The sequence below is a fragment of the Ruegeria sp. BI7 genome (assembly GCF_056537925.1).
In genome coordinates this window covers 1-14402 of the sequence record NZ_JBQFSK010000005.1, presented here as the reverse complement: position 1 = coordinate 14402, position 14402 = coordinate 1, and the positions used below count along the sequence as shown (strand labels likewise).

Below are 14402 nucleotides of genomic sequence, written 5' to 3'. Positions count from 1 at the left end.
AAGCCAAACCATCAAGTGCCCACAACGGCTTACAACATAAGCCGTTGTTCCGACCGCATCTAAAAATGGTAGGTGGCGGAGACGAAGGGATTCGAACCCTCGAGACCCTTCCGGGCCTACTCCCTTAGCAGGGGAGCGCCTTCGACCACTCGGCCACGTCTCCGCTGGCGGGTATATCCTTGCCTGTCACCCGGATACAAGGCGATTTTCTATGCCTTCCTCACTTTTCTCAAATTCGTCGCAAACGCACACGCAATCAGCGAAATTTCGGCGCTCTTGAGGACGGATATAAGCACTCGTAATAGCGCGAAGGAATTCTTCAAACTACTCAATATGACGCGCTCTGAACTGAAAACTTGCCAAATACACGGGCTATAAGGCATATTTGTATAGATTTATTAGCGTATAATTCAAAAATACGAATTTATTGAGGGGCAAACCGAGCGGTGGGCGCGATGCGCTCAGTACCTATCTGTGGGGGAAGGACGTTAGGTTGGCTTGGTTGAAATCGTTACTTATTGTTTGTTGTGTTTTGCTTCTGCCGTCGCAGGCCTTAGCCAACATAGGAAAAGTCATCGGCGTCGAACAAGGCGCTGAATTAACGCGCGCAGGGAAATCGCAGCCGTTGCGCACAGGGATGGAAGTTGCATCTGGCGATTCCATATCCACCGACGGCAGCGGTCTAGTTCAGTTGGTTTTCGTCGATGAAACCAAGATCGCGATTGGCCCGAATGCTCGGATGACACTGGATGTGACAATGCTGCGCGGCAACAAAAAGGCCAAGAACTTCGCGGTTCAGGCCCTTGGCGGCAGTTTTCGCTTTATCTCTGGCAAAAGCAAAAAACGTGCCTACTCGATTCAAACGCCCACCGCGACCATGGCCGTACGCGGAACGACTTTTGACATATGGGTCGCGCCCGGCGCGCAAAGCGCCATGCTGATTTTACAGGGCCGGGTAGAAATGTGTGGTCAGAACGGCATTTGCCAAGAGACCGGGCGCAAATGCAACCTTCTCGCCACTACACAGAGTGGACGTATCGGGCGCTCTGTCGATCAGGAAAGTTACGAAAAAGCGGTGAAAGAAGGGTTCCCCTTTGTTCAGTCACAAGAGCAATTGCTGATTCCATTGCAAACGGATGTGACGGGCTGCGGAAGGGACGCCCTGCCTCCTCTGCCGCAACGGTCAGAGGCTGATCCCTCCACCCCGGAACGGGGTGAACAGGGTGCAGTGCAAAGCGCTGCGGCCTCCGGGTCGTCCCCGTCAAACAGCGTCGGCAGCGGCAATGGTGGCAGCGTTGGCAGCGGCACCGGCAGCAGCAACGGCAGTGGCGGCAATGTCGGAAACGGTAGCGGCAGTGGCGATGGCAGTGGCGGCTCGATCGGCGGCGGTTCCGGCAGCGGCGGGCCAGGCAGCGGTGGCACGATTGGTGGTGGCGGAACAGGGGGATTTGGCGGCGGCAGCGGCAGTGGCACCACTGGCGGTAACGGCGGCAATAGCGGCGGTTGAGCAAACACAGGCCCCGCTGCATGACATCAGATCAGTCGTTGTCGCAGAAAAATGCGCACATCCCGTTCAGGTCCGTCCGGGCTGACCACGATATTCGGAGGCAAACGTGACCGGGAAGCCCAAAGAACGAACAGGGCGGCGGCGGGCCTTCCAGCTGGTCGGGCTGGGCCTGATCCTTTTCGGGTGCTTTATCCGTGTTCTCGATCCATATCCGGTGCGGATGACGCGGCTAATCTATTTCGACATTCTGCAACGCATCTCACCACGCGAATACAACCCTGATCTGCCTGTCCGCGTGGTGGATATCGACGAACAGTCGCTGGCAAACTGGGGGCAATGGCCCTGGCCCCGAACCCTTTTGGCACAGATGGTCCAGAACCTGGGCGAATATGGGGCCGCCGCTATCGCCTTTGACATTTTGTTCGTCGAACCTGACAGGTTCTCGCCTGCGCGGTTGCTGGAAGAACCCTCGCTCTCTGGGGTGCTGTCAGTTGAGCGCCACGCCGAGAAGCTGGACCATGACGTGCTTTTCGGAATGGAGATCGCCAATTGGCCGGTTGTATTGGGCGCAGCTGCCCGGCAATCCAGCGACGGCAGACACGTCACGCCGATGGCCGGGATCATCGAAATAGGGGAATCGCCGACCTCAGGGCTGGTTACTGTTCCTTATTGGACCCCACCAGCCTCACCGCTGGATCGAACGGCAGCAGGCATCGGAGGGGTCAATGTCTCGCCCCTTGGCGGTATGGGCATCGTGCGCCGCGTGCCTATCTTGTGGGGCGGGCCGGATGGTGCGCTGCCGGGGCTGGGGATTGAGGCGCTAAGGGTTGCCATAGACGAACCCGTCATCATTGCCGAAGGCATGCCGGATGAGGCCGGTATCATGCTGGCGGTCGAGATTGGTCAATTCCGCCTGCCAACCACCGAAAACGGCGAGGTCTGGGTCAGGTACAGGCGCGATAACCCGGACCTGTATCTGTCAGCTGATGATATCATGCAGCCACAGGACAATCCCGATCTGCGCGCCGAAATCGAAGGACGGATCATTTTGGTCGGCACATCGGCCGCAGGATTGTTCGATATGCACCAGACACCTTTGGGCGAATCCGTTCCGGGCGTGTCGATCCATGCGCAAATTCTTGAACAGGTCCTGACCGACGAAATGCTAAGCCGCTCGGATGTGACGTCGGCACTTGAACTGCTGTCTTTCGTCATTCTTGGCGTAGTGGTCACGGCCGTCATGGCGCGGTTCGGGGCGGTTGCGTCATTTGTTGCAGGTGGCGTTGCTGCGGCGGTAGTCCTTGGCATCAGTTGGCTGGCATTCCAGCACCAGTTGGTTCTATTCGACGTTACCTTTCCACTGATGGGGGGCATGGCTAATTTCGGCCTGCTGGCGGGCTATCTGTTCATCTCGACCGAGCGCGAAAAACGTGTGATCCGACAGATCTTTTCCCACTATGTCGCGCCCGAGATTCTGGACGAAATTGAGGTGTCGGGGCATCAGCTTCAACTGGGCGGTGAAACACAAGAGATCACCGTCATGTTCTCGGATATACGAGGCTTTACGCCTTTGTCCGAGTCAGTTTCGGCCACCGATCTCGTCACCTTGCTGAATCAACTTTTTTCTCAGATCGGCGACCAGATATTGCTGGAACGGGGCACCATAGACAAATTCATCGGCGATGCGGTAATGGCGTTTTGGAACGCCCCCCTGCCGGTCGAAGATCACCCATGCCGTGCCGCAAAGGCGGCGCTGTTGATGCGACGGGCGCTGGTAGAGTTCAACGCCTCGGACGTCATGCAGGGGCGGCCGCCGATTGCGCTGGCGACCGGTTGCGCCACGGGTCGGGCCTGCGTCGGTAATATCGGGTCAAAGCGCAGGTTCAACTATACCGTCATCGGGGATGTGGTGAACGTCGCCGCACGGATCGAACAAAGCTGCCGCCATGTGGACTATGACATCGTTGTCTCAAGTTCGGTGTATGAGAAAACGCGGCACGAAATGGCGATGCTTGAGGCCGGGTATGTCGACCTTAAGGGACGAACTGACCTGGAACCCGTTTTCGTGCTGGTTGGCAATCAAGACGTACTGGAAACCCCTGAATTTCAGAAATTGGAAACAACCCACCAAAGGCTGATCGCGGCTATTCGGGACCGGCACCCTCAGGACCGGATTGAACGAATATGCGAGGATTGCATCGAACAAGCCCACCATATCGAACCCGGATTGATGAAGTTCTATTGCGCGCTGTCCGGCAGGGCCGCCGATTTCCGGTCGGATTTCCAATCCAATCAGTTGATCTTCAGCCACCAAAGGCGCGCCCGAAAACCATCAGCCTGAGCAGTTCGAATGGATGGGCTATGCCATTTCCGCCAGCGCCGTATCAATGCGTGTCAGCATCGGAGATCGCCCTGCAGACTCGACGATGACGCGGGCCCGGCTTAGATGCTCGATAGCCTGCGCCTTGTTTTTTTTCGCCTTGTACAGCAGCCCCATGATCATATCACAGCGCGCGATATAGTGGCCCTTTTGGTCGAACTGAGGGTTCTTGCGCACCTGCTCAACCATCGCGATCAGACGGTTTTTTCCAAACAGCATAACCCAAAAAATCGAACGGAAATTTCGAAACAGAACCCCCAGCGAACCGCCGCCTTCACCTGTTAGGATGGCCAGATACATCTCGCACAGGAACAGACGGGCCCAGTCAGCGGATATCTGAGTGCCCTCGTCGGTACGCTTCTGAATGGCGCATTCGATCTGGCGCAACCCGTCTGTGATCCGACCGTTCAGCGCGTAGGCCACCCCCAGCATCGCCGCGGGCCCGAAGGTGAACAGCGTCCACCCCTTTTCGTTGCAGGCCTTGATGTGGTTTTGAACCACCTCAGTCGCCCCTGGCATTTCCAGCGGCACCATGGCTCCTACTCTGGCTGCTTCGGCTATGGCCAACTCAAATTCGACCTTTGATGCTTTGCGCGCCTTCTCAGCCATTTCAAGCGCCAGTTCGTGATCATCGGTGACCATCGCGATCAGCGCCTTCATGGCGGTTCCATAGCCCAGCGCACGCGGGTCGTTTTTGGCTTTTCCCAAGGCGATCATCCGATCTGATGCGGCATGCGCCCGCGCCACCCGCCCCCGCGTCAGTTCGTTCCAACCAACAGTGGCCTGATAAAAAATGTGGATATAGGCGTCGTCGATCTGTTCCAGCACAGCCTCGACATCGCGTTTTCGCGCCTCGAAACGGTCATTGTCGATCGGCGTGTGATAGATTGAGACCGAAAGCTCATTCACCATGGCATACGCCTTAGAGGCCGGATCATTCAGACGACCGGCCATGTCTGTCAGCTCCTGCTGAACCCAATGCGCCTCGTGATACTTGCCGTTGCAAACCAGACAAGAGACATAGTGGTGCAGGAACAACGCGTGATCCTGACTGTCACCAGCCTTTTGCAGGATCGGACGAACTGTCCCGGCCAGTTCGATAATCTTTTCGACCCGCAGTGAGATATTGGAACACAGCGCGAAACTGGCCATGAATCCGGCAAATTCTGCATCTGTGGCGCAACTTGGGTCGTTTTGGTACAGCTCAAGAGCGTCCACAAAGTACCGGTTGGCTTCGTCCAGTGAATAAACGCCGAGGCATTTATCACCAGCCATGGCACTGTAGTGAAACGCCTGATCTGCCCGATCCGTCTGTCCATAGTGAAAGGCCAGCACCTCGGCGGCCTCGTGCAACCGGTTGGCGTTGCGCATCACCAACGCCTCGGCAATGGCAAGATGCAGGTCGGACCGGCGGGACAGAACCAGGCTTTGATAAACCGAATCCCGCAGCAGCACATGTTTGAAGATGTAATCCGACGAGTTCGGCTCGCGGTACAGCACATCCTGCGCTTGCAGCCGTTGTAGGGTGGCGCCGGTTGACTTGGTCGTCTCGGTGATCTGGGACAACAGACCGGGATCAAAACGCCGACCAATCACGGCTGCAGCCTGCAGCAAGGCGCGATCTTCGGGATCAAGCCGTTCAATTCTGGCTGTCAAAAGGCTGCGCATGGTGACGGGCAACCCGCTGTCGCTGATATCCGCTTCGATATGGGCGCGGCCATTCTCGACGCGCAAAACTCCCTGATCCAGCAGAAAGCCCAAGATTTCTTCGCCAAACAGTGGATTGCCCCCAGCACGGTCTGCCAGCTGTTCGGCCAACCCATCGGGCAGAGCATCCACCCCAAGACGGTTTTGCGTCAGGGTGGCAAGGTCCTCGACTCTCAGCGGGCGAAGCGCCACGGTTGTCACCCCGGCAATGTTTTGCCAATCCGGCGTATATTCGGGCCGACGTGTCTGGATGATCAGCAGGTTCGACAAGTTCGGAGCCTCGATCATATTTGCCAGCAAATCCTTTGACGCGCTGTCGATCCAATGGCCATCTTCGATCAGCAAAACAACCTGACCCCGCGCGCATTTCAGGCGCAGCAGCTCGGTCAGCAACTCGCGAATACGCAGACCGATCAGAACACCGTCGAGACCGTCCAGAGCCCCCTCGGGCGGTGTGAGCCCCAGAAAATTCATCATTAACCCAAGGTTCTGCTGCGTGAACAGCCCAGATTTTTTTAACCCGGCCTCAAGCTTGGCCCGAACCCGCAGCGGGTTGTCGGCATCGGTGATGAGAAATGAATTTCGCGTGATTTCCAGAAACGGCAGAAACGGAACCTGCTGGCCATCGGCAAAGCAGTTCCCCGTCAGGACCGACACCTCGTCCGCAGGTAGGCGATGAAGAAACTCGAAAACCAGTCGCGTTTTGCCCAACCCCGGCTCGGCAACCAGGTCAATCACGGACCGGGTGTCTTTCGCCCGCTCCAGCGCGGTGGAGATCATGCTTAGTTCATCTGTTCGGCCAACATAGCCGCTCAACCCTTGCGCCACTGATGCGTCGAACCGGGTTGCGTCGGGGTGAACGGCCTGCAACTGCCACAGCTTTTGCGGCGCGGACAAACCCTTGATCTGATGTTCGCCGAAAAAGCCAAGCTCGGTCACCCATTCGACCAGCCCCCGTGTGGTGTCGCAGATCAGGCTTCCACCCGACGGGGCAAGATTTTCAAGCCGCGCGGCCAGATTCACTGTGCTGCCCACAGCAGTCGTCGGGCCGCTCTCGCCCTGAACAGCCGCCATCAGAACCGTACCGGAACTGATCCCCACACGCACCTTCGGGCGCACGCCGAAACGCGCTTCGATATCCGCGGCGGACGCTTCGAATGCCGCATGGATCGCCATAGCGGCCCGGCAGGCCCGCAGTGCCGTATCTTCGGTCGCTTCGGGAATGCCGAACAGCGCCATTATGCTGTCGCCAGCAAAATCGCGCACCGTTCCACCGTGGGCCTCGACCGCCCGAACCAGCGTATCGTAGGTCAGCCGAACAAAGCCCAACGCCTGTTCTTCCCCAAGCGATGTAACAATCGCAGTATAGCCGACCATATCGGCAAACAGCACCGTGACCTGACGCCGTTGCTCGCTATCTGTTTGTTCCCGCTTAGGTTTATCCGCAATCTTCCCCATACCTGCAAAGGTGTACTACAGCCAATCCAGGCTCGCCAGTATTTGCAGATGAATTGCCGCAAAGGCTTATTTAAATAGCAGTGAAAATGTCACGCCCAAAGCCGGGTGCGATCATAGTCGGCGACACCTGTCTGTTTCAGACAGTTTCCGCCCACAGATCATCTGCCTGAGGGATGCTGCAGACCTCAAGATACCGACGAACCGTCTCAGTCATTCCAAAGTTCAGAGCATCGCAAAACAACGCGTGCCCGATGGACACTTCGGCAATCGACGGGATCCGAGCGATCAGTTTGCGCGTGCCACTGACCGTCAGATCGTGGCCCGCATTGACCTTGAGCCCTTGCGCCGCAGCCGCGGTCGCTGCAGCGGCCAGACGGTCAAGTTCCTGCGTCTCGGCCACTGGGTCGTCATAAGATCCGCCGAACGGGCCGGTGTAAAGTTCAACCCGATCTGTTCCGGTCATCGCCGCATGCGGCATGTGCGCTGCCTCGGGGTCGCAGAACAGGGATACGCGATGACCGTTCGCCTGTAACCCGGCAACCACATCCGCTAGCATCGCGCCCTGCGCCGGGAAATCCCAACCATGATCACTTGTCGCCTGACCCGGATCATCGGGAACCAACGTCACCTGGTCCGCGCGCACCTGCTGAACCAGCGACAGAAACCGTTCATCTGGATAGCCTTTGACATTCAATTCCCAGTCTGGAAACTCCGCGTCAAGCATGGAGCGTAGCCCGCGCACATCATCGGGCCGGGTGTGGCGCTCATCCGGGCGGGGGTGCACCGTCACGCCCGCCGCGCCCGCGTTCAAGGCGATCCTTGCTAGACCTATCAAATCCGGCCAGGGGTGCTCACGCCTGTTGCGCAGCAGGGCGGCAACATTCAGATTTACCGAAAGGTCCGTCATCACCCTGCCCTACAGCCGAAAGGATTGCACATGTTCGGGCGTCGGCACGCCATCGATGTTTCGGGGATCAGGAATAGGATCACCAACCGACGTGCGAACGGGAATGACCCCGGCCCAGATGGGCAGATCATAATCCTCTTCCTCGTCATTTGGACCGCCCGTGCGGACCTTGGCGCTACCTTCCGATATATCCATGCCCAGCACCATTGTTGCCTTCAGATCCTGCGCGTGATCGGGCCGCAGGCTTTCATATCGCCCCGGGAACAGGCCGTTCACGAACCTGCCTAGCTTGTCCAGCTTTTCTGCCGGGTCTTCAACCTTGACCGCGGTGCCAAACAACGTGACCGACCGCGAGTTAACGGAATGATGCATACCGGACCGAGCCAGGACAAACCCGTCAAGAATTGCGACCGACAGACAAACCTGCGCATCGCGAGAATTGCGCAGCGCACGACTGGCCGAGGACCCGTGCCAATAGATGCGATTGCCCTCTCGCCATTGCAACGTCGGAGTGACAAAGGGCTTGCCATCAATCACATAACCCACGCTGCACATGGGTTGCGCGTCCAGGATACTGTTGATGGTGGCACGGTCGAAATGCCCCCGCTCATGGGATCGACGCAGGCGGGATCTGTCGGTGATGTTCAAAGTCTCGTTCATGGTCATAGCTCGGGTTTGATCTTGCTATGACTGTAGTGCCCGGATATTGGATGTTTTCAAATGTCCAATTTTAAAACTTTTCCTAAGGCCAATTTGAATCGAGATCTTTTTGCGATCTCGGTGGATGCATCGCTGAAGACCTCGCTTCAGGCGCAACTGCTTGAGGCGCTGCGCGGTCTCATATCTACGTCCCCTGACCTGGTCGGGACGCGGCTGCCAGCCAGCCGCGCACTGGCATCCGAGTTGTCGATATCCAGAACAACGGTTCAGGCGGTTTATGACCAGATGATCAGCGAAGGGTATCTGGTCACCCGGCAAGGCAGCGGCACATTTGTGGCCAGCGAGATCACCCACCTGTCGCAACCGCAGCCCATCCCCCGCCCGGCAGGTCCAAAGACCCAGAAATGGCTGCCCTTTCAAACCGGTCTGCCGGATCAATCCCTGCTGCCGCACAAACAATGGGCACGCCACCTTGAACGCGCATGGCGCAACCCAACACCCGAGCTTTTGGCGCGAGCGGACCCTTTGGGTTGGTATCCGCTGCGCGCGGCCATCTCGGACCACGTTGCCGCGTGGCGACACTTGTCCTGTGACCCGGGGCAGATTGTGATCACCTCGGGCGCGCGCGAAGCCTTCGAGGTTATATTCCACGGGCTGCTTGGTGCGGGCAAACAGGTGGCGATCGAAGACCCATGCTGGCCGAAACTTCACACGATTCTGAGGGATACAGGAAACTTAGCCTGCCCAGTACGTATCGATCAGGACGGGCTGGATGTGACACGCCTTCCAGACAAGGCCCATGCCACTATCGTCACGCCTTCGCGGCATTATCCAACAGGGGTCAGCCTGCCCTTGCCCCGCCGGGTCGCCTTGCTGGATTGGGCCAGACAGACCGGTGCGGTGGTGATCGAGGACGACTACGACAGCGAATTCCGCTATCGGGGGCAACCTCTGCCATCGCTTTCGGGGTTGGATGGCCTCAATAACACGATCTACCTTGGCAGCTTTTCAAAACTCGTCAGCCCGGCACTGAGGATCGGGTATCTGGTTGTGCCCAAACGCATGCTGCAAAGCACGCGGACCTATCTTGATCGTGTGGGACCACGCGCCTCGCTGATCCCGCAACCCGCCTTGGCGACATTCATGAACAGCGGTGAATTCGCTATGCATTTACGACGCATGCGACGCGTTTATGCGCGACGTCAGAGCCATCTGCTCACCGCGCTCGCCCCCGCCTGTGACCTACTGGAGCTTCAGCCGGACTCGTCGGGCATGCATCTTTGCGTTGCACTTCGAGCGGCACTTGCAGACAGAATGTCCGACATTGAAATCAGCCAGCGGGCCGGGGAAAACGGACTGCGCATCAGCGCACTGTCTGACCAATGTGTGTTGCCGCAAAAGATGCAGGGCTTACTGCTGGGGTACGCGGCGTTTGACGAAGATACACTTTCGGACGCGGCGGATCAGTTGGTTTCTCTTATACAGCTGCCACTTTGAAGCAAGCCATGCTGCCTACTGGATAATGGTCAAAAAGTTTTTCACACGTGAAGCACACAACATGATATCGTCAAATAAGAATATATATTCTCAGTATTTCACAAGCTGAATCCGCGAACTCTGTGAATGGGGAGGTTCACATGCTTCGACTGTCTGTCTGCTTACTTACTTTGGTCTCTGTCCCGGCAAGCGCTATTGCCGACGCCGTTCCCACCAAGGAAGCCGCCGAGGGAACCTTTGCCGAGCGTCCCTTTTCACCCTACGCCAACCGCACTTTCCCAGAGCGCCCGCTTTGGGGCGACACGCATCTGCATACGGGGCTGTCACTAGATGCGGGCGCATTCGGCAACACGCTGCTGCCTGACGACGCATGGCGATTTGCCAAAGGCGAGCAGGTGATTTCCTCCACCGGGCAACCAGTCAGATTGGCCAGACCGCTGGATTGGATGGTGCTGACCGATCATACTGACCTGATGGGTTTCGCGCCCGATCTGCAGGCGGGCAAACCCGGTGTGATCTCAGACCCGAAGGGGTTGGAATGGTACGAAGGATACAAGGCCGGTGGCGAAGAAGCTGGTAAAGCAGCCTTCGATATCATCACAAATTTTTCTCAGATGACGTTGCCGGAGATTTTGCTGGAGTCCTACAGCCCGGGGGCCGATGCTTTTGCGTTCACCTGGGAACATATCGTCCTGGCCGCGGAACGGCACAACGATCCCGGTCAATTCACCGCGTTTATCGGTTTCGAATGGACCTCGGTGCCCAAGGGCTTCAACCTGCACCGGAATGTTATGTTGCGCGACGGACCAATCCGCGCGTTGCAGGTTGTTCCTCCGGTAACACAGCCACCCTACGGCAACACCGATCCCAAGGCGCTTTACTCTTGGCTGGAGGATTACGAAGCCAAAACCGGCGGCCGGGCGGTGGCTTTCGCCCACAACGGCAACCTGTCGAACGGCTGGATGTTCCCAACCGAAGACACGTATCACGGTGGCAAGGTTGACGAAGAATACGTCCAGAACCGCGCAAGGTGGGAGCCTCACTACGAGGTCACGCAAATCAAAGGAGACGGCGAGGCCCACCCGTATCTCAGCCCGGATGATCCCTTTGCCGACTATGAGAACTGGGATATTGGCAACCTCGATATCACCGAATTGAAAACCGAGGACATGCTGGCGGGCGAGTATGCGCGCGAAGCCCTCAAGCGCGGCCTGATGCTTGAAGAAAAGTTCGGCGTGAACCCCTATAAATTCGGCATGGGCGGCGCGACTGACAGCCATACTTCGCTGGCAACCGCCGAAGAAGACAACTTTTTTGGCAAATCTGTAAGTGTGGAACCGTCGCCTACCCGGATACAACATCCCTTTATTGCCAATGAGCTGGGCGAGATACCGGGCGATCTGCTGGTCGCTTCGGGCTACACTGCCGTTTGGGCCACCGACAACACACGCTCAGCCATTTTCGATGCGTTCAAGCGCCGCGAAACCTATGCGACCACCGGCCCTCGGATCGGTTTGCGTTTCTTTGGAGGCTGGGCGTTTGACGAGGGCGACCTTGAGACGCGCTTTCTGGCGGATGTCGGTTACACGAAAGGCGTACCCATGGGTGGTGACCTGCGCCCGCGCGAAGGGGATGGCGCACCGAACTTCCTGATTGGTGCCTTGCGCGACCCGATCGGTGCAAATCTGGATCGGGTTCAGGTCGTCAAAGGATGGCTGGATGCAGACGGGGCGATGCAGGAAAAGGTTTATAATGTCGCCTGGTCTGATGATCGGTCACAGGATGCAGATGGCAACCTACCCGAGGTTGGTAATACTGTGGATGTGGAAACCGCGAGCTGGAGCAATACCATCGGCGCGTCCGAGTTGATCACTGTTTGGTCCGACCCGGATTTCGACCCGAATGAACGGGCCTTTTATTACGTCAGGGTTCTGGAAATCCCCACCCCGCGTTGGTTGCTATACGACAAGTTGCGGTTTGGCATTGATCTGCCGGAAGACGCACAACTGATACATCAGGAACGCGCCTATTCCTCACCGATTTGGTACACTCCGGGGTGAATGGCCTTTTTCGAAGAACCACCACTGTGTTGGAATATAAGCGTAATTATTCTGCAGTCTGTTTGACTTATCAAAGGACCCGCCACTACTATTAAGGCGGGTCTGAAAGCGTCTTCGGAACTAAGCATGCATATTTTGAAAGAACCCCTGCTCCACTTTATTCTGATCGGAGTCGCCATCTTTGGCTGGTTTGCCATAGTGGGCCCAAAGGACGAAAACGCTGAACGGGGTGATGCAATTGTTATCGACGACGCTGATGTCACGCTTTTGGTCACCCGCTTTGAAACAACCTGGAAACGCCCGCCCAATGACGTAGAGTTGCAGGTGCTGATCGACGCCCTAGTGCGCGAGGAAATCCTGGTGCGCGAGGCGCGCAACCTGGGGTTGGATCGCGGGGATCAGGTAATCCGGGCACGGTTGGCACAAAAGATGGAATTCCTGTCGGATGCAATCGCCGCCTCGGTAGACCCCGAAGATGCTGTGCTTGAAGCTTATGTCGCAGCAAACCCGGCACGTTTCACTAAACCTTGGCAGAAGGCATTCGATCAGGTGTATCTGGGCGATCAGCCGGTGCCCGAGGATGTGGACACCGCGCTTACCGCACTAACAGCGGGCAGGGAATGGTCAGAGTTTGGTGTACGATCCCTGATGCCTCGATCAATGCCGCTGTCGCCCCCCGGCGCCGTCGATGCCGCATTTGGCCTGGGGTTTTCGGCTGCGCTGGCCCCTTTAGAACCGGGCGTCTGGGCTGGGCCGATTCAATCGGGATATGGGATGCATCTGGTCCGTATCACCGAAACGCGCCCTGAATATCTGCCGCCACTTACGGACATTCGCGATGCGGTTCTGATAGCATGGCGTCGGGACACGGCCGAGGAACTGGCGCAGGCGCAATACGAAACCCTTGCCGCGCAGTACCGGGTTGAAACACCGGAGTCCGGTGAATGAGGGCCCTGTTTTGCTTGATAATAGCGATCTGGTTGGCCTGCACCCCAAAGACCGGCAATGCACACGCGCTTGACCCCGGATATCTGGACCTTCGCCAATTGACGCCAGGCACCTGGCAAGTGATGTGGCGCATACCGGATGTGAACGGCCAACCCATGAGGATTGACGCGATCCTGCCCGAAGCTTGCGCCCCATCGCACGGTCCACCGCCGATCTTCGACTCGGTTGCTTGGGTGTCCTCTTGGGTTGCAGAATGCGGGGCTGAGATCGAAGGACACACAGTCACAATCCGGGGCCTCGAACGACAAAACAACGATGTCCTTCTGCGCGTTCAGCCACTGGGATCTGCGATTGCCACCCTCCGGTTCACACCTGAAGAGCCCGCCCTGACTTTGCCAATAGATCCGACCACATGGTCCGTTTTCATCAGCTATTTCTGGCTTGGCTTCGAGCATATCCTGGAAGGGTGGGACCACCTTCTGTTTGTTTTCGCCTTGTTCATTCTGGTGCGTGATCCTTGGCGGCTGGTCGGCGCAGTGACAGCCTTTACAGTCGCGCATTCGATCACGCTGGCATTGGCAACGCTGGGGGTGCTGCGCGTTCCTGCCGCCCCGGTCGAAGCGGTGATTGCCCTTTCGATCGTTTTCCTGGCCCTGGAAATTCTCAAACACAAAGAAGGGCAGATCAGACTGTCCGAGCAATACCCATGGATTGTTTGCTTTTGTTTTGGCCTGCTACACGGGCTGGGTTTCGCCGGTGCCCTGTCCGAGATCGGCCTGCCCTCTCAGGATATCCCAGCTGCTCTTCTGGCCTTTAACCTTGGGGTTGAGGCCGGACAACTTACCTTTATTGTGGGCCTGTCAGTAGGAATGTTTCTGTGGCGTCAGGTGGCGCGCTTTAATCTATCACGGCTGAGCGGGGTTACCCGACCAATCACTGGCTATGTCATCGGCAGCGTGTCGGTCTATTGGCTGGTCGAGCGTGTCAGTGGGTTTTAGGTTATTGGCCTCGCATCGCTGAGGTCAATTTGGTTTTCCGGCATTGAAGCTTTGTTTTGGATGGGGTTATTGCCTCTCACCCCATTGTTTTATGGTTCTGACGGGTTGAGGGTGTTAAGCGATTGATCTTGGGGATCAATTGTAGTGTGACCGGGCTGTTCTGAGATTTTCTGACGCTGGTTGCGGGAGTAGGATTTGAACCTACGACCTTCAGGTTATGAGCCTGACGAGCTACCGGGCTGCTCCATCCCGCGTCAGTGTCAGATTTGTATCATCGTTA

The 14402-nt window shown here is 57.3% G+C and carries 9 protein-coding genes and 2 tRNA genes; 6 read left to right on the top strand and 5 right to left on the bottom strand.

Annotated features, from left to right (window positions below; genetic code table 11):
* Window positions 1-73: 73 nt before the first annotated feature.
* Window positions 74-163: transfer RNA gene (locus tag ACR0JB_RS12850), tRNA-Ser, on the bottom strand.
* A 474-nt stretch (window positions 164-637) separates the two neighbouring features.
* Between ACR0JB_RS12850 and ACR0JB_RS12845 the strand changes: the two genes are divergently transcribed.
* Together ACR0JB_RS12845 and ACR0JB_RS12840 are read left to right on the top strand one after the other, a co-directional pair.
* Window positions 638-1507 carry a FecR family protein gene (locus ACR0JB_RS12845; RefSeq protein WP_170400018.1) on the top strand — a complete coding sequence of 290 codons (870 nt, stop codon included), beginning with the start codon at window positions 638-640 and terminating at the stop codon, window positions 1505-1507.
* Window positions 1508-1613: 106 nt separating this feature from the next.
* On the top strand, window positions 1614-3848 hold the full coding sequence (locus tag ACR0JB_RS12840) for a CHASE2 domain-containing protein (protein WP_170400020.1): 2235 nt from the start codon (window positions 1614-1616) through the stop codon (window positions 3846-3848).
* Window positions 3849-3866: 18 nt separating this feature from the next.
* Here the strand turns inward: ACR0JB_RS12840 and ACR0JB_RS12835 are convergent, their stop codons facing one another.
* The 3 genes from ACR0JB_RS12835 to ACR0JB_RS12825 all read right to left on the bottom strand — a co-directional run bounded on the left by ACR0JB_RS12835 (window position 3867) and on the right by ACR0JB_RS12825 (window position 8619).
* Window positions 3867-7052, bottom strand: a complete 3186-nt coding sequence (locus ACR0JB_RS12835) for an ATP-binding protein (protein ID WP_480789966.1) — start codon at window positions 7050-7052, stop codon at window positions 3867-3869.
* Between the two features lie 136 nt (window positions 7053-7188).
* A complete protein-coding gene (locus tag ACR0JB_RS12830) occupies window positions 7189-7959 on the bottom strand; it encodes a pyridoxine 5'-phosphate synthase (protein WP_174821563.1) in 771 nt (256 codons plus the stop codon).
* Window positions 7960-7968: 9 nt separating this feature from the next.
* Window positions 7969-8619, bottom strand: coding sequence for a pyridoxamine 5'-phosphate oxidase family protein (locus tag ACR0JB_RS12825; protein ID WP_170400026.1), 651 nt, complete (start codon window positions 8617-8619; stop codon window positions 7969-7971).
* 60 nt (window positions 8620-8679) lie between these two features.
* Between ACR0JB_RS12825 and pdxR the strand changes: the two genes are divergently transcribed.
* The 4 genes from pdxR to ACR0JB_RS12805 all read left to right on the top strand — a co-directional run bounded on the left by pdxR (window position 8680) and on the right by ACR0JB_RS12805 (window position 14122).
* Window positions 8680-10116, top strand: coding sequence for a MocR-like pyridoxine biosynthesis transcription factor PdxR (gene pdxR / locus ACR0JB_RS12820; protein ID WP_170400028.1), 1437 nt, complete (start codon window positions 8680-8682; stop codon window positions 10114-10116).
* A 140-nt stretch (window positions 10117-10256) separates the two neighbouring features.
* Complete coding sequence (locus tag ACR0JB_RS12815) at window positions 10257-12176, top strand: DUF3604 domain-containing protein (RefSeq protein ID WP_170400030.1); 1920 nt, start codon at window positions 10257-10259, stop codon at window positions 12174-12176.
* A gap of 126 nt (window positions 12177-12302) precedes the next feature.
* The gene (locus tag ACR0JB_RS12810; RefSeq protein WP_170400032.1) at window positions 12303-13124 is read left to right on the top strand and encodes a peptidyl-prolyl cis-trans isomerase; all 822 of its coding nucleotides are present in this window, start codon (window positions 12303-12305) and stop codon (window positions 13122-13124) included.
* Window positions 13121-14122 (top strand): HupE/UreJ family protein, encoded by a 1002-nt coding sequence (locus tag ACR0JB_RS12805; protein ID WP_480789965.1) that lies wholly within the window; start codon window positions 13121-13123, stop codon window positions 14120-14122. The genes ACR0JB_RS12810 and ACR0JB_RS12805 overlap by 4 nt, the downstream gene beginning before the upstream one ends.
* A 177-nt stretch (window positions 14123-14299) precedes the next feature.
* Here ACR0JB_RS12805 and ACR0JB_RS12800 read toward each other — a convergent pair.
* A tRNA-Met gene (locus tag ACR0JB_RS12800) sits at window positions 14300-14376 on the bottom strand.
* Window positions 14377-14402 lie beyond the last annotated feature (26 nt).

Bases quoted from the DNA above. Each gene is read 5' to 3' on its own strand.
- ACR0JB_RS12805 (WP_480789965.1), top strand. From the start codon at position 13,121: ATGAGGGCCCTGTTTTGCTTGATAATAGCGATCTGGTTGGCCTGCACC.
- ACR0JB_RS12810 (WP_170400032.1), top strand. From the start codon at position 12,303: ATGCATATTTTGAAAGAACCCCTGCTCCACTTTATTCTGATCGGAGTC.
- ACR0JB_RS12815 (WP_170400030.1), top strand. From the start codon at position 10,257: ATGCTTCGACTGTCTGTCTGCTTACTTACTTTGGTCTCTGTCCCGGCA.
- ACR0JB_RS12830 (WP_174821563.1), bottom strand. From the start codon at position 7,959: ATGACGGACCTTTCGGTAAATCTGAATGTTGCCGCCCTGCTGCGCAAC.
- pdxR (WP_170400028.1), top strand. From the start codon at position 8,680: ATGTCCAATTTTAAAACTTTTCCTAAGGCCAATTTGAATCGAGATCTT.
- ACR0JB_RS12835 (WP_480789966.1), bottom strand. From the start codon at position 7,052: ATGGGGAAGATTGCGGATAAACCTAAGCGGGAACAAACAGATAGCGAG.
- ACR0JB_RS12845 (WP_170400018.1), top strand. From the start codon at position 638: ATGGAAGTTGCATCTGGCGATTCCATATCCACCGACGGCAGCGGTCTA.
- ACR0JB_RS12825 (WP_170400026.1), bottom strand. From the start codon at position 8,619: ATGAACGAGACTTTGAACATCACCGACAGATCCCGCCTGCGTCGATCC.